Source organism: Pseudoalteromonas sp. MQS005 (genome assembly GCF_001661605.1).
Lineage (GTDB): Bacteria > Pseudomonadota > Gammaproteobacteria > Enterobacterales > Alteromonadaceae > Pseudoalteromonas > Pseudoalteromonas tetraodonis.
Genome location: NZ_LYRQ01000027.1, coordinates 29,452 through 45,594 on the forward strand (window position 1 = coordinate 29,452; position 16,143 = coordinate 45,594).

The 16,143-nt window shown below is 41.1% G+C and carries 11 protein-coding genes; 1 reads left to right on the forward strand and 10 read right to left on the reverse strand.

The window, feature by feature from the left end; translation table 11 throughout:
• Positions 1–5 precede the first annotated feature (5 nt).
• The 10 genes from A9479_RS10890 to A9479_RS10935 all read right to left on the reverse strand — a co-directional run bounded on the left by A9479_RS10890 (position 6) and on the right by A9479_RS10935 (position 13,475).
• Positions 6–3,323: a type I restriction endonuclease subunit R gene (locus A9479_RS10890; protein ID WP_064663423.1), complete on the reverse strand. Its 3,318-nt coding sequence runs from the start codon at positions 3,321–3,323 to the stop codon at positions 6–8.
• Between the two features lie 15 nt (positions 3,324–3,338).
• Positions 3,339–3,947 carry a histidine phosphatase family protein gene (locus tag A9479_RS10895; protein ID WP_064663424.1) on the reverse strand — a complete coding sequence of 203 codons (609 nt, stop codon included), beginning with the start codon at positions 3,945–3,947 and terminating at the stop codon, positions 3,339–3,341.
• Between the two features lie 4 nt (positions 3,948–3,951).
• Complete coding sequence (locus A9479_RS10900; RefSeq protein ID WP_082918329.1) at positions 3,952–5,613, reverse strand: methyltransferase; 1,662 nt, start codon at positions 5,611–5,613, stop codon at positions 3,952–3,954.
• Entirely contained in the window at positions 5,613–6,641 is a 1,029-nt protein-coding gene (locus A9479_RS10905; protein WP_064663425.1) for a radical SAM/SPASM domain-containing protein, read from the reverse strand. Before A9479_RS10905 ends, A9479_RS10900 begins: the two co-directional genes overlap by 1 nt.
• The gene (locus tag A9479_RS10910) at positions 6,638–7,933 is read right to left on the reverse strand and encodes a glycosyltransferase (RefSeq protein ID WP_064663426.1); all 1,296 of its coding nucleotides are present in this window, start codon (positions 7,931–7,933) and stop codon (positions 6,638–6,640) included. The genes A9479_RS10905 and A9479_RS10910 overlap by 4 nt, the downstream gene beginning before the upstream one ends.
• Positions 7,930–8,832, reverse strand: a complete 903-nt coding sequence (locus A9479_RS10915; protein WP_064663427.1) for an NAD(P)-dependent oxidoreductase — start codon at positions 8,830–8,832, stop codon at positions 7,930–7,932. Before A9479_RS10915 ends, A9479_RS10910 begins: the two co-directional genes overlap by 4 nt.
• 21 nt (positions 8,833–8,853) lie before the next feature.
• Complete coding sequence (locus A9479_RS10920; RefSeq protein WP_064663428.1) at positions 8,854–9,741, reverse strand: GIY-YIG nuclease family protein; 888 nt, start codon at positions 9,739–9,741, stop codon at positions 8,854–8,856.
• Positions 9,738–11,000: a restriction endonuclease subunit S gene (locus A9479_RS10925; RefSeq protein ID WP_064663429.1), complete on the reverse strand. Its 1,263-nt coding sequence runs from the start codon at positions 10,998–11,000 to the stop codon at positions 9,738–9,740. Before A9479_RS10925 ends, A9479_RS10920 begins: the two co-directional genes overlap by 4 nt.
• Positions 10,990–12,510 carry a type I restriction-modification system subunit M gene (locus A9479_RS10930; protein WP_064663430.1) on the reverse strand — a complete coding sequence of 507 codons (1,521 nt, stop codon included), beginning with the start codon at positions 12,508–12,510 and terminating at the stop codon, positions 10,990–10,992. The genes A9479_RS10925 and A9479_RS10930 overlap by 11 nt, the downstream gene beginning before the upstream one ends.
• A 101-nt stretch (positions 12,511–12,611) precedes the next feature.
• A complete protein-coding gene (locus A9479_RS10935) occupies positions 12,612–13,475 on the reverse strand; it encodes a WYL domain-containing protein (protein WP_064663431.1) in 864 nt (287 codons plus the stop codon).
• 1,042 nt (positions 13,476–14,517) lie between these two features.
• Between A9479_RS10935 and A9479_RS10940 the strand changes: the two genes are divergently transcribed.
• A complete protein-coding gene (locus tag A9479_RS10940) occupies positions 14,518–16,071 on the forward strand; it encodes a PAS domain-containing methyl-accepting chemotaxis protein (protein ID WP_064663432.1) in 1,554 nt (517 codons plus the stop codon).
• Positions 16,072–16,143: the final 72 nt, after the last annotated feature.

The window sequence follows — 16,143 nt, forward strand, 5'->3', positions numbered from 1 at the left end:
TTACATTAGCCTCTAGCTATGCCTAATCGGGTTATCTTTAACACTTCTTCAATCAGTTTTTGTGCGTTATCAAGGCCAAGCTCAGTAAACAGTATGGGTAATAATTTCATGTGAATGGCATTTTCAATTTCCGCTGGATTAATTGAATACTCAGCAACCGCGTCATTTACGACGGCATCAATATCAAAAGCAAGCGCTACCAATTTCTCATTATCCAGTGCCTTTTCAGTTAAAAATGCACTATCGAATAAATGTTTGAACAGGCCAAAATAGGCTTGGGCATGTTTGTTTAACTTGCCTGCGTCATCCATAAAGTCATTGGGAACATCAGCCACTTTGCGGTCTTTTACTTCTTGCTCAAAATCAGCGAACAATATGTACTGCTTTACTGGCGCATCAAACATCGCTTTGGCATCTTCAATGGCCTTTTTAAGCATCTTAGAAAAATATTCCTGCGCATACGGATCGTCTGCTAAGTCTTGCTCAATCATCTTAGTGATTCGGCCAGTGATTTTATCTGTTTGGTTACGAGCTTCGTCATCGCTCATATCCTGCGGCTTAACGTCTTTGCCTAAATTACCGACTAAATACGCCCCGTCAGGTTCTTTTACTTCAATACCCGCTATGTGTTTATCGAGCAAGCTACGGATATCTTCAGCATATTCATCATAATTAATGGTTTCGTCGGCATCCTCACGCACTTGTTTACGCAAATCGACAAAGGCTTTTAGGTCACGTTTGTATAAGTCACGTTTGTTATCGAATGACTTATCTTCAAAGTAGGTGGCAGATTGTAGCGCTACTTTCATACAGTTTGAAAATGCAGTGAGTATAGAGTAAAAGTCATCACGCTTTTTAAGGTTGGTGTCGGTAAGCTTACCATCAACCTCATGCACCTTTGGCGCTAACGCTTGGCGAAGTGCTGGGCCATCTTGCTTGTTTTTAACACCATCGAATATCGCCCATAAATCACCGTGTAATCCTGGGAGTTTTTTATACTCGGTGTCCATGCTGTTGTACAACCCTTTTAGGTCGTCTATATCAAAGCCGCCTTGAGTTCGCTCCGCAAGGTCTTGGTACTTTTCAATGGTGGTATCAAGCTCTTTTAAAATTCCACGGTAATCAATTAAGTAACCAAACTGCTTTTTGCTATGTAAACGATTTACACGGGCAATGGCTTGAATCAGGTTATGTTCTTTTAGAGGTTTATCAATGTAAAGTACCGTATTCTTTGGCTCGTCAAAGCCCGTTAGCAGTTTATCAACCACTATCATGATGTCTGGGCCGTCATCTCTGCCAAAGTCTTCAATAATGGCTTTGGTGTAGGCTTTTTCGTCCATTTTATCAACATTGGCTTTCCACCAATTTTGTACAATGTCTTTGCTTTCTTGATCAACTACATCATGTCCCTCACGCGTGTCAGGAGCCGACATTGCAACAACTGATGTTACTGTGCCAATTTTATCTAATGCCTCTTTGTAGCGTATTGCAGAGGCTTTAGAGTCACAAGCTAGCTGGCCTTTTAAACCTTGGTGTTTAAAATTTTGAAAATGGTCGGCAATATCATAAGCAATTAACATAATGCGATCGGCTGTTTGATATATTTGACCTTTTTGCGAAAACTTTCTTTTTAAATCTGTTTTCTGTTTGTCGCTCAGCTTACTGGTGCTGCGATCAAACCATGCATCAATCGCTTTATCGTTAACGTTTAGCTCAGGAATACGTTCTTCATACAAAAGTGGGGTTACGGTTTTATCTTCAACCGCTTGCTGCATCGTGTAAGAGTGAATGATTTTACCGAACTTGTTTTCGGTCTTATCGTCTTTTAATAGCGGCGTACCTGTAAAGGCGATAAAAGCAGCTTTAGGCAGGGTTTGCTGCATACGGATATTATTTTCACCGTTTTGGCTGCGGTGGCCTTCATCCACTAACACAATAATATTAGGGCTATCGTTGTAACAGTCTTTGTGTTTTATGGCAGAGCCGAACTTATTAATGATCGAGAAAATAACGCGTTCGTTACCTTGACCAATTTGCTCGGCCAAACGCTTACCCGTGGTCGCCATAGCATCTTTTTTATCGCGGTCGGTCAGTACACCACCCGAAGCAAAAGTACGGCTAAGCTGGTCTTCTAAATCCACTCGGTCAGTCACAATAATTACGCGGCACTGCGCAAGTTCTTCAAGCCAAATAAGCGCTTTTGATAAAAACACCATAGTAAACGATTTACCACTGCCCGTAGTATGCCAAATAACACCGCCTTGACGTGCGCCAGCGCCGCGAGCGGAAGAAGAGTCATCAAATGTATTAATTCGCTCAATAAGTGCTTTTATACCAAACACCTGCTGATAACGCGCAACAATCTTGCCTGCTTTTTTATCAAACAAAGTAAACAGGCGGGTCATATCCAGTAGGCGTTCAGGGCGTAATAAACTTACAATCAGCCTGTCTTGGTCGGTTACCGTCAGTTCACCTGCGGCAATAAGTGACTGGTAATCTGTTTTATCTTTTGCAGGGCGATGACTAAAGAGCGCATTTAATTGCTCATCACGCAGCGTATGGTTTTTAAGCCTAACAAATTCTGCTTCAGGGATACCTAAATAAGAGTGCTCTTCTTTCCACTTTGCCCAAAACTTCTCAGGGGTGCCGCATGTTGCATACAAGCCCTCATGTCCATTTATGGCTAACAGTAACTGGCTATAGGCATATAAATGCGGTATTTCATCCTGCTTTTGGTTACGAATATGTTGGGAGATTGCTGCAAAGTTGGTCGATTTACCTTCCTTGTTTGAATCGGGGCGTTTTGCCTCAATCACCACTAATGGCAAACCATTTACAAAACACACAATGTCTGGTCTGCGGTTGCCTGTACCCTCGGCATTTTGTACTACTAATTCTTCGGTACAATGAAACGCATTGCTATCAATATTATGCCAATCAATCAGCTTAATGGTGGGCGAGGCTTTTTTACCCTCAATAAATTCAGTCACGCTCACGCCATACATTAGCGCATCATAAATTTTCTCGTTAGCGGCTTTTAGCCCTAGGTTCATGGCAGGATTCAGCTCATGCATTACCTTATCAATGGCCGCTTCTGAGAGCGTATGCTGCTTACCCGCAAACGAAAAAGTCTGCTTTGCTAAAAATGCACGCATTACAGGTAACAACACCACCTGATGGGTGCTTTTTTTGTTACCTGCTAACGTGTTCCCGCGAAGGGCTTCACACTCACTTGGTGGAATAAACGTGTAGCCTAAGTTAGTCAGCAACGTGAGCGCAGGAATTTTTGCGCTAAATTCTTCTTGAAACTTAATGGTTGTCATTGTGCCTAATCATCCTTAATTTGCATCGCCTACTAAGTTAGGTTTTTGCGAATAACTTACATGTATTTGGTCATCACTTAACGTTATTTCCAAGTAACCCAAAAAGTTAGGCCAATCTTGAAGCGTTAATCGTTTGTCTCCAATACGAGCCGCTAAGGTGGCTAATATGGTGTCGTGAGTAACCCATAAATGCACTCCATCTGCTGAGTTACTTAACAGCTCTTTAATATCACTAAAAATACGTGCTACCGAATCGTTTAAGTCATAAAAACCATCCCATGATTCAGTACCCGAAAGCAAATGTAAATTTACGGCTTCATGACCTTTTTTCAGCCAATGTTGCCAAGCTAAGTCACCATCTTTAATAATAAAACCAGGGTCACCTAATAAGCGGCACTGCTCTATATCATCAAGTTTAAAATGAGTGGCCTGAGCTATTAGTTCGGCTGTTTGAACACATCGGCCAATAGGGCTGGTTTTAATACTCAATACTTGACCGTTTATTAGCGAAGCAAATAATTTACTCTGCTCAATACCTTCATCCGTCAGCATTACATCATTACCCACAGTGTTAGGTAAAATATCGGGCCGAGCAGCATGTCTTACAATGAGTATTCTTTTCATTTATTTATGTCCGTATTAACTTCATTACAGTTACTAAGCCATCTTTCTTAATAACCGAATCAATGCAAAGCCCTGCTTTTTTAAATAGCGCTTCAAATTGGCCTTGCGTCCTTTCTTGTCCACCTGTCACTGTAAGTAAATGTAAATCGCAGAGAGAGCCACCAAAACTGTACTCATCAAGTAACATTTCAAACACATAAATCGCACCATTATTTTGTAATGTGTCCGCTGCATTTAAAAGAATTTGCAAAGCATCGGTATCATTCCAGTCATGAAGCACACGCGCCAATATTATTTTGTCTACTTTAGTGGGCCATGTTTTAAAAAGGTCAAAGGCTATCTTATTACTAAAGTCGCTAGAATCAACAACACCTTCAAGGTCACCCAAAATCACATTTGAAGAGGGGAACTTATCAAGAACAAGCTGTGCTAATAAACCATTGCCTCCCGCAGCATCAAAAACAACATCGCCTTTTTCAATATCTAAATAACAAACAAGTTCTTCATAGTCTTTTAATGCGTAGCTACGCAGCATTTTGTGATGCCTTTGAGTATGCTCCTCTGACAAACTCACTTGTTTAAAAATGTCATCAGTTTTAATGTCTTCTTGCATTAATTGCGTGAGGTTATGCCATCTTTGCATTAACTCACCACGATACTCTATCGCAGCGCTGGCAAGCGATATAGCATGGCTTGTATTTAAAAAAGCCCCTTTGGGTAATACATGCCAAATGTGTTGTTCACATTTTACCAACCCCAACTCACCTAGGGCATTAAGCAGGCGAGTTAACCGTTTTTCTAATGTGTTTGTTTGTATGGCTAATTGAGCTGTGTTGTTAGGTAAGTAGTCAAATACTTTTAAATCAGCGGCGGCCGCAATAGTAAAAGTTCGCCAGTAACCAACCATATCAGCAGATAAAGCTCCAAAGTCATCGTTATTTGCAGCTCTAAGCTCTCTAACCACATCGCCTTGTTCGTTAATTATTTGCAGTGCGCCAAAATGCGTTTCAACGCGCGAAAACCCATTATAAAACGGCTCAACACTTGCGTAGCGCTGTGTGTAAATAGATTTGCCGCTTTTATCAATGTGATGCCAACCATCATCACTTTTTGCTCTTGCAAACCCCTTATGAAAAACATCCAGGTCTAAAAACCAATGAGAATGAATAAACCGACCTTGCTTATCAATGTGCGTACTCAGGCCATTTTCAGCTTGAGCAACGGCAATGCCTTCTCTAAAGTCGCCACAGTAATACCACTTATTTTCGTAAAGAGGTTGACCTAATTTATCAATATGAAAGTAAAAACCGTCCTTATCACATACAACAGCAATACTTTGTTGATAATTACCAGCAAAGGCATAACGCTGTGCATAAGCAGCAAAACCATTTGGTAATATATGAAACCAATCATCGTTCTCTACTACAGCAGCTAAGCCACAGTAAAAACCAAAAGTACGATTAAATTTGTGCGGGTAAATTGCTTCGCCTGTTTCGTTTATGTGCCACGCTTGGCTATTTAAACAAACAGGTGCAACTTGATAGGCGTTGTCTATGTCATGAAATGATAAAACTTCATCAAAGCGTGCAGGGTAAGCTGGGGTGCCATCATCAAGAGTGTGGTATCTACCATCATCTGAAACAGAGAGTTTAGCTAATATACTCATTAAACGCGCCTCATAGTGCACTGCTTACACAAAGGGTGATCTTGATATGTATTCATCAACTCAACATACTGCTCACTCTGTGCTAACTCTGAGAGTGACGACTCGGCAACCGAGCCAAATTCCCCTAATGATTTACGCTCTTGATCAGGCGCACAACACACATTAAAACGACCCGATGGATCAATCCAAATCTCTTTACCTAAAAATGGGCAGCGGCCATTCGGTGCTATATCGTTTAAATTATCTATGTGTAGCTCAGAAAAGTTATCCAGTTTAAAAGGTTTTATTGCGGTTTTATTATGCAATTCCACACGCTCATGGCAATACTTAACTATTTGATTCCAACGCTCTGCAAACACAATATCGTTACGTAAATTTTCAGTCGCTATTTCATCAAAGTGCGCCCATAACTGGTGACCCTTTATGCGGTCAAACCCTAGTGCAATAGCAAGGTCAACCATTTGAGGAATTTCCTCTAAGTTGCTGCGTAAGAACGTTAACTGCATTGTTATTGAACAGTAATGACGCTCGGCCCAGCTGTCTCTAACGGCAATAAAGCGTTTCGCATTTTCAATATGTTCGCTTAATTGAGCACCAAGCATAATGTTACTGTGGGTGGCGTCGGTAGCCCCATTCCACGAAATTTTTACATCACTACCAATAGGCACAATACGATTAGCCCAGTATTCAACATTGTGGTGTTTATCGGGGCTTGGGAAGGTGCCATTAGTGGTTAAATTTAACGATAAACCCAACTCATGGCATAAATCTAAAAACACATCAAAATGCGGATAAAGTAATGGTTCTCCCATTGTTGAGGGGATCACTTCTTTAATGCCCATTGCAGCCGCATCGCGGATCACCTGCTCAAGCATCACTCTATCCATATTAGGGCGCAATCGTCCTTGTTGCTTACGCAATTTAGGGCTATCAGAATAAGGCGAATGATCCTCACACATAACACAGTTTAAATTACAGGTATCAGGGTTAGTGTCTAAGGTAATGCGCCAAAAATCGGTTTCCCTCACTGCATTAACTCCTTGTAGCAAGCCTCTAAATCAATAATATGTTGGTCTATGCATGGAATTTCTCCATCGTCACTAAATGCGTAACCCTTTTCTCCAAGTTGCTTTGCATACTGTGGGTCGTCAACAAACACCTGCATTTTTTCTGCTAGTGCATCAACATTTCTATGCTCATAGGTCAGCCCATTTACGCCATCTATAACGTACTCCCCCATACCGCCATCGTTAGCTGTAATCACAGGTACTCTAGACTGTTGCGCTTCATGTATTACAAGCGGAGAATTCTCAACCCAAACCGAAGGCGTCACAATCGCATCGGTTTTGCTAAATACATCAACAGCTATGTGCTGGTTTTTATACTCTGGCATCCATTGAATACTGTTTTGCTTTTCGGGTGGCAACGTGGCTGCAATGGCACGCAATGCACGTGAATCTTGCCCTCTATCGCGGCCCCAAATACGTAAAATGGCATCGCCTTTTATTTTGCCAAATGCCTCAATTAACTGGTGAATACCCTTAGCCGGAATATGCGTACCAATGTACCCAAAAGTAAAAGGTTCATCTTCATTACGTACACGACCTAACATACGAAAACGATCAAAACCGTAATCTAAGTAAATGCTTTTATCGGTTGGCAAGCCAAAGTCTTTTTCGTAACGGTTTTTTAAATATTTGGCAGGAGAAATAAACAGGTCAACCTGCTCAACAACCTCTTTTACGTGGCGCATTCTGCGTTCAACCCAGTTTTCCCAATAAGCAATATCTTGGTCTAGCTCTTCTTTATCACCCGAAAAGTAACGGGCGTAACATTGTGTGGCACACTTTTTATTTTCTTGTCCATCACATGCAGCCCAAAGGTTATCGTCAGCAGAATGCATTTGCATAAACTGCCCACGCGGGCACATCAACCAGTAATCGTGCAACGTATAAACAACAGGAATATTGCGTTTTTTGGCTTCAAACACCAAAGAGGTCGATAAATGATTTAAATGGCCAATATGCACAATATCAGGGCAATACTCATCTAATAATTCGGCAAATTTCTGGTCAATAATCGCTAAGCGATATCTATCTCTGTGGCGTGGGTTATTAACAAGGTGTAATGCAATTTCAGGCACATCAGCATCGTGGCTAATTCTTATGTCGCCATCTGGTCTGAATGCATCTTCTTCACGGGTAAATACACGAACTTCGTGGCCTTTTTTAACCAATCCATGACAAATAGTTTGTGAATAAACTTCCGAACCCGCGTTATACAACATAGGGTAGCCATGTATTACTTTTAATATTTTCACGAATGCGCTCCTAATTTTAATTTTTTATTATATGCGTCAACTAACCTTGCAATCCCTTGTTCAGGCAAAACACTCGCGTGCCAATCTAGTAGCGATTTAGCACGAGACGGGTCGCCAATAAAGCGAGCCACATCGTAATCACGAGACGCCGCTTCAATAATGGTTGAAGAGCTATTGGCGGCCTTAATAGCCATTTGTGCGGCTTCTTTTAAGGTTGTGCCATGCCCGGGTAATAAATGAATGGGTGGCAATTGTTTTTCACCTTCACCCAGCAATGTTATGGCTTTGAGTAAACCCGCTACGGTGTCATCTACATGGGTAAAATCAAATAAATGCTCAAAGCCATCAACCCGTAAATCAACGCCTAAGGCGGCATTTCTGCTAAATGCAGGTAATACTCTATCTTCATGATCAAGCGTGCAGCCATACACGTTAGCTAACCTTACAATAGCGGTATTAATACCTGCACTTCGTGCGCTTAGAGCGGCACCTTCCATGTAAAGCTTAGAGCGACCATAAATGTTAACGGGTACTAAAGGCATGGTTTCTGTGACGGGTAAAATTTTTGGTTCGCCATAAACCTCGCGGCTACTGGCAACCAGTACCCAAGGCTTATGTGTACTGTTTGCCGCTAATTTAAGAAGTTGTTCACTAGCCAATGCATTAGTTTGCCAGCACTTTTCAGGGTCATTCTGCGCCCACAAAACGCGCGAAACAGCCGCTAAATGTATTACGCCACAGCATTCATTGAGTGCTTGGCTTAACTGCCATGTATTACAAATATCACCTGTTCCATCAGCAATATCAAAACCAACTACTTCATAACCTAGTTGAGATAATAGGGGAGATAAATGACGGCCAATCAACCCTAAGTGGCCTGTCATTAAAATTTTATTCATTAATTCTTAATCCTTTACTGCCTAATTAATATTACTTGCCTGCTCATTGGCTGATTCTAGTGTACGACCTTGATGATCGTGCAGTGTAATTCCTTGCTCGGTTTTCCAGTCTACCCAACCATTAGAACTGGCTAATAGCAAAAACATCGAAGCACCGCTTGGTGTAGGGAATAAATAATCACGTTGAAATACAAAGCGACCATTGTGCTCTGTGATTACACCTTTAGCTAGCAGCTGGTCCCGCTTATCATAAAATCGTTGCTCTGTTTTGCGCTTGGTGGTCATCGGGGCTGATGAGCCTTTCAATACCACCATACCCTCGTTGGTATAAATGCCCTTAGCATCAACGCCAGTGCGACTGCATAAAAAGACCTGTTCGGTTTTGGTTGGTGATGCTTCTGTCAGTGGTTCAAAAATGGGGTAGCCAAGGGTGGCTAACAACAAGCTACCAATTTCGTGAATTTCATCACAATCAGCTTTAAGCGGAATAGGTGTGTAAGGCTTTTGCCCACCGTTACCATTGAGTAGTTCATAACGCTGGCAATTTTTTGCTTTTTCTATCGATAGCGATTCTAAATACAGCACATGGGTTTGGGTTAAGTTATTGGTGAGCGACACCAAAACTAATGCTCGCTCCCAGTCTTTTTTCTCGTCTTTGTAGTGCTGCATCAAACGGTTGCCCACATCGCCCGACTGACCTATATACAATTCATCTTTGCTATCGCCAGAGACTAAAAAATACAACCCTACCTGTTTAGCTTCTGGCATTTTTACAAATTCAGCAATATCACTGCGCGGCACTTCAATTAAACGAATAATCGAAGTGGTTTGCTCGGCAATGCGAATACCCGCAGGGTCGCCCGTAGGTAAAAATATCTGAATGGTACGAGGGCGCTTTTGAGCAATCATGCCAGCGCCTCATCATCCACTTTCACTCTGCGTTTACCCGTTAATAACTGCTGCATCAGTGCTTTCTTTTCTTGCTTTAAATCGGCATGTTGTTGTTCTAAAAGTTCGATTTCTTTATCGGCGTTTGATAACACAGTTGCTATTTTTTTCTGTTCATCAATATTTTTAGGAATATTAAATACAAACTTACGCAAATTTCCAACAAGCACATTTGGTTGGGAGGATGATGTATTGAATTTTAAAATTTGTTTGTAAGACTCAACACTCAATAGCAGGTAAGTAAGAAATAAAGGCGTAATCAAATTCTTAGGTGTAATTTTCGCTATGTTTTGATTAATGTGATAGCAATCATTTTCTCTTATTAAACAAGCTTTGCCAATACTTCCAACGCAGGGGAAAACTATGTCTCCAACATTTAATTTTGATCTAATAAGTTTCAGAGAGAGCTCTTTAGTAATTCGCTCTACGTTGTTTAAAACTAGCTTATTATTGCCAATATTAAACCCTCTCAGAGCAGTAATTTCGCCTTTAGGGTCTGTTTCCCAAACATCCGAGTATTCAGCTCCAGCAAGGCGAGTGATTACACTCAATTCGTCCATAGAAAGCTCTTCCCATTCCACCTCAAACGGTTTACCTGAATCATCAAGTAGGCGTTTTTTACCTGTGAGCAGTTGTTGCATGAGGACTTTTTTCTGCTGTTTGCTGTTATCGATTAGGCGCTCGGTGGTGCTAATCGCTTTATCCCAAGTTCCAAGGATAGAGGCGATTTTGCGTTGTTCTGGGAGCGGAGGAACCAATAATGGCAATTTTTCCAGAGTCGCTTTATTTAACTTAAATCGACCCGCTCCTTGTCTCGAAAGAAAGTTCGTAATATTGCGGTGCTTGAAAAAAATATAAAACCACTCAGAATCACATGTCTGTGAGCTTTCTATAATATGAGCATGGTTGTTGACGGTACATTTCCCACTGATGAATTGAGTTTGTTTCATTGATGAGTATTTTAAGAAATGGTCACCATCCTCCCCAATCAATGCGTATATTCCATCTTGCTCATAATCAGAAATATAATCTTGAATCTTAGTAGGCCCATAATAAGGATAGTTTCCTTGGATAGTTGAGCGAACCTCTTGGCTAATCGGCTTTCTAAAATTGTTTTTAATTTTTAGCGCTTTTCCGACCTTATCCAGCTTCCATCCTTCGGGTATAAAGGATACTTGAGCTTGAATCAATTCAAGTTTTGTGTGCTCATTATTCACCATAACCCAACTCCTTTAAGTAGCCTTCCATCTCTGCTTCAAGGGTTTGCAGCTCACTTTTAAGCTGTACACGCTCAGTGCGTACTGCTACTAAATCAATCACAGCTTCTTCTTCAAAGGTATCAACGTAACGCGGAATGTTTAGGTTAAAGTCGTTTTCGGCAATTTCGTCAAAGCTTGCTAGGTATGAGTATTTATCGGTAGTTTCACGCGCTTTGTAGATGTCGATGACTTTTTGAATGTTGTCTGGCGTTAACTGGTTTTGGTTTTTACCTGATTTGAACTCACGGCTTGCATCAATAAACAGCACATTGTTGTCAGTTTTTTGTTTTTTGAATATAAGGATTGCCGCTGGGATACCTGTGCCAAAAAACAGCTTTTCAGGTAGTCCAATGACAGTATCAAGGAGGTTCTCTTCAATCAACTGCTGTCGTATTTTACCTTCACTGGATGCACGGAATAGCACGCCATGTGGCACAACTACCGCCATACGGCCAGTGTCTGGTTTTAGCGTTTCAATCATGTGGCTGATAAACGCATAATCACCTTTGGTTTTAGGTGGTACACCACGGCGAAAACGTCCGTAAGGGTCGCTACTGGCATCATCATGCCCCCATTTATCTAATGAAAATGGCGGATTTGCCGTCACTACATCAAAGTGCAATAAGCCGTTGCCGTCTTTATCAAGCAGCAGTGGGTTACGAATGGTGTCGCCCCATTCAATACGGTGGTTGTCTTCACCGTGTAGGAACATATTCATTTTAGCTAATGCCCATGTAGAGCCAATGGCTTCTTGCCCAAATAATGCGTATTTTTTAGAGTCTGAGTTTTTACGTACCATAGCGCCACACTTTAATAGCAGCGAGCCACTGCCCGTACACGGGTCACATATTTGGTCGCCCTCAACGGGTTCTAAAACTGTTGATAAAAGGGTTGAGACTTCAGGTGGGGTGTAGTATTCGCCAGCGGTAGCGCCACTGCCTGCCGCAAAGTGTTTAATAAGGTATTCATAGGCGTTACCGATAATATCTAAGCTGCCTACACGCTCTGTGCTTAGGTTTAAAATGTCTTTACCAAAGTCTTCAAGTAAGTGGCGCAGTAAATCGTTTTTTTGTTTTTCTTGACCTAAGCGGTCGGTGTTAAAGCTGATGTCTTGGAATACGTTTTTAAGCTTGCTGCCGTTTGCTTCTTCTAGTGCATGAAGGGCTTTATCAATGCGCTCGCCATTACCTGCTTCATAACGTTTTTCGTATAAATCCCAAAAACTCGCGCCTTCTGGTAACACAAAACGCTGCTTAGACATCATGGCGTGGATTAAGTCAGGGTTGTCACCATACTGAGCAATCAGCTTATTGTATTCGTCTTTGTATACATCAGAGATGTATTTTAAAAACAGCATGGTGAGGATGAAGTCTTTATAGGTATCGGCACTGATCACACCGCGGAAGGTGTCGCAGGCGTTCCACACCGCTTTATTAATATCGTCCTGATTGATTTGGTTGGTTGTGGTCATATTTTTTAGTCCTTGTTATTAATTTGTTCAATCTGATTTGTATCAGTCAATGCTTTCAAGTGCATGAGCGACAACGGTTTTAAGCCGTATATTGCAATGTGTTATTGGCCTGGCGCTATAGAAAAGTCGATTAAATCAACCAAGCTATTTTTATTTTTTAAATGTAATTGGTACTCACCACTAGTTAATGTTGCCTCATTAGTACAATCAACATTCCACTGTCGGAGTAAATACTCTGCTAATGCTGCTCTGACTTTTAGTGTGAGTACACCATCAATCATGCCATAATCCATTTCAATTGCTCTGCTATGAATGAGCTTTGGGTGTGGTACTAATTGCAATTCACATAAGGTATTCCATGCTGTGTCTCTATCAGCTAATTCATTATTTTTTGGTGTTTCTGTAATTAATTCGACGCGCTCAAATCGTGTGCAGACAAAGTCTCTAAACTCACCACTTTTTCGATCGTAAGCGCGCACATGCCAGCGGTGCCCATTATTAACAATGGCATGAGGTACTAGCTCTCGTTGAGTTGTGCCACTGGTTAGCGACTCATACTGGCACTTAATTGCAGAGTGTGTATAAATTGCTCTTACGATAGCCGAAACAACGTTCGGCTTAGGGTGAACTAATCGAATTGCGTCAAAACATACCTCAGAGCGTTCTTGTGGCAACGAGAAGCCATCACCAAAGCCTTTTGCTAATGTATTAAGCACAAATTCAGGGTTATGATTAAAAACAGCTCTGAAGCCCTCTGAGCGAATATAGCGCTTATTCTCGTGCATCAGCACCGCATTGCCTGGTGCTAATTCTTTATATAGCGCTAAGTCGCGCGTACATGAAGCTAAACCAGTTTTAAATTTTTGGATAAGGTCGGCTCTTGCTATTTGACCAAAAAACTCAAGGCTAAAGTCAATAAAAGCAAGGCGCTCGCGTTGTGAATGGGTCAAATTTTCTAGCTTCATAGTCTAATAAAACCAAGTTTTAATCACAGTACATTAGCCGAAATAGAACAAAGGAGCAATCAATATGATGAAATCATTTTGATTGCTCCTTTGTTTGTGCACCTCTTAAAAAAACGACGGATAGCTTACAGTTAATCAAAATACTCAAATTTGAATTAGGCTTATAACCTGGAAGCATATATGAATATCGAGTGTGAGCCAAAAGCCAAGAGAGAAACTTAAGGTCGCATTTGTGACATCAAATTTAATTAGGGCGAATTGGCTATAATTAAAATACTAAAATGATACTATCAGTATAGATAAGTATCTTAATCCCAATAAAATTCATCACATCTACACAAAAACTTAAAGACGCTTTAATGCGTGCGGATGAACTTTGTAATTAAGCCATTGAAGAACCATATGTAGCCTGTTCGAGGGAAATAAATCGTAAGAAGCTAGATAAGAAAAAGCAGATGGTTCACAACAATGATTCCCACTCAAATTCAAATGTGTGACTTATTTGATAAACGTATTTGCAAACGTATTTGAAAAGATGTCATGCGAGCTGGTGAAATTTTAACGAGAGCCAGAATTGTTCAGCATAAAATTGGCACCCCAGTGATGTTTGAAATCATCGCTCACACCCGCTAGTCATTGCTCGAATGGATTACTCTCGTAAATTGAAAATATAATGATTATTTATTTCCTTCACGCAAGCATTCGGTGCCGCATCTTGGCACCCGTGCTTATAACAGGTTGGTACATAAATGGGTAAGCTCGATTGGTCTTGATAGTAGCCTGTATGGCATACACTCTAAGCGTAGAACCAAAGTGTCTATTCTTCTTTATAAGCGAGATAAAAATTTACGCGCCATACTGTTGTCGCTGGGTCATAAGAAAATTTAAAGTGCGGTTCGCTATCTGGGTATTGATGTGCAGGATGCGCTTGAGTCTGCTGAAAATCTTGATATTAGAGTTTCCCTTTTTATAGTTAAAATACTATATTGCAAAGCATACGAAGCTACTGAATTATAATGCCCTGTACAAATAAGGAACATTTATGCTTAAAAACCTGCCAGTTACTGATCGAGAGAAAAAATTTGGAAGTGCAACTAAACTCATTTCAGTGACTGATACTAAAGGAACTATTCTTGAATGTAATGATGCTTTTGTTGAAGTCAGTGGCTTTGAAAAGCACGAGTTGATTGGCCAGCCTCATAATATGGTTAGGCATCCGGACATGCCACCAGAGGCATTTAAAAAGATGTGGCACTATTTGAAATCCGGTAAGCCATGGATGGGTCTTGTGAAAAACCGCTGTAAAAATGGCGACTATTATTGGGTGGATGCGTATGTGACGCCTGTAACACAGAACGGCAGAATAATAGGCTATGAATCAGTTCGCTCCTGCCCCTCAAGACAAGACGTGGAGCGGGCGTCTAAACTTTATAGTGATATCAATGCAGGAAAAAGTAGTCGCTCTACTTTACCCATATCGCTTGAAAATGCCTTCTTAGTATTATCGATAACTCTATGTGTTGGGTTATTGGGTTTTGGTTTCAAAGAACTTTCTGAGGGTGTACTACTAGCCTCAGTGATCATTTTTGCTATTTGGGTATCATTAAGCAGAAAGAAAACCCTCAATGCACTGAACGACATGCTCAACCATGCATTTTCAGATGAACTGGCGGTAAAAAGTTATACCGATGAAACTGATGATTTAGGCAAGCTTAAAGTTGCTATTTTAAGTCAGCTAGCGCATTTAGGAACAGTGATTACCCGCATCGAAAGTGCAGCTCTTGTTGTTGCCAAGGAATCGGAGAAAGGCGCAGAATTAACAGATAAAACCAGAAAAGACATTGAAAGTCAGCAAGCAGAAACCATTCAGGTGGCTACTGCTATGAATGAAATGTCGACTACTATTGCCGAAGTATCTAAGCATGTCAGTGATACCGCTACGCAGGCTGATACTGCTAACCATCTTGCAGTAAAAGGCACTAAGGTGGCGAATATTACCCGCGACTCTATTCAAAAGCTAAAACATACAGTAGAGCAAATTGGTAGTTCTGTGCGCGGTGTGTCAGAACAAACTTCACATATCGCCAGTGCCGCGCAAATAATTGAACAGATTGCAGATCAAACTAACTTACTTGCCTTAAATGCTGCTATTGAGGCTGCTCGTGCAGGTGAGCAAGGGCGAGGCTTTGCAGTGGTTGCAGATGAGGTAAGAAATCTTGCCCGGCGAACTCAAGAATCCACTAAAGAAATCTATGGTATCGTCACCGAATTAACGCAACGTGCAGGTGATGCTGTGAACGTCGCTGATGCTGGCGCGACTGATGCAGAAGATGGTCTTTCTCATGTCATTGAGAGTGGTAAAATGTTAAGTGGCATTTCCGAGTCTGTTGGTCAAATTGCATATATGTCTATTCAAATGGCTGCCGCAGTTGAAGAGCAAGCTCATGTTGCTGAGGATATAAACCGGCAGATAGTGAACATTTCAACGCTTGCCGATATGAGCTCTGAAAGCTCGATGAAATTATCAGAAACCATTATTTATCTTAATAAAATAGCTGATGAACTACATGAGCTGGTTGTTCGGTTTAAACGATAAATTCATAAATACGGTCATAGTGTTTTAGAATATCTTTCTAAAGCACTATTGGTAATTTACGACTGAGTAAAA

Bases quoted from the DNA above. Each gene is read 5' to 3' on its own strand.
- A9479_RS10890 (WP_064663423.1), bottom strand. From the start codon at position 3,323: ATGACAACCATTAAGTTTCAAGAAGAATTTAGCGCAAAAATTCCTGCG.
- A9479_RS10895 (WP_064663424.1), bottom strand. From the start codon at position 3,947: ATGAAAAGAATACTCATTGTAAGACATGCTGCTCGGCCCGATATTTTA.
- A9479_RS10900 (WP_082918329.1), bottom strand. From the start codon at position 5,613: ATGAGTATATTAGCTAAACTCTCTGTTTCAGATGATGGTAGATACCAC.
- A9479_RS10915 (WP_064663427.1), bottom strand. From the start codon at position 8,832: ATGAATAAAATTTTAATGACAGGCCACTTAGGGTTGATTGGCCGTCAT.
- A9479_RS10920 (WP_064663428.1), bottom strand. From the start codon at position 9,741: ATGATTGCTCAAAAGCGCCCTCGTACCATTCAGATATTTTTACCTACG.
- A9479_RS10925 (WP_064663429.1), bottom strand. From the start codon at position 11,000: ATGGTGAATAATGAGCACACAAAACTTGAATTGATTCAAGCTCAAGTA.
- A9479_RS10930 (WP_064663430.1), bottom strand. From the start codon at position 12,510: ATGACCACAACCAACCAAATCAATCAGGACGATATTAATAAAGCGGTG.
- A9479_RS10935 (WP_064663431.1), bottom strand. From the start codon at position 13,475: ATGAAGCTAGAAAATTTGACCCATTCACAACGCGAGCGCCTTGCTTTT.
- A9479_RS10940 (WP_064663432.1), top strand. From the start codon at position 14,518: ATGCTTAAAAACCTGCCAGTTACTGATCGAGAGAAAAAATTTGGAAGT.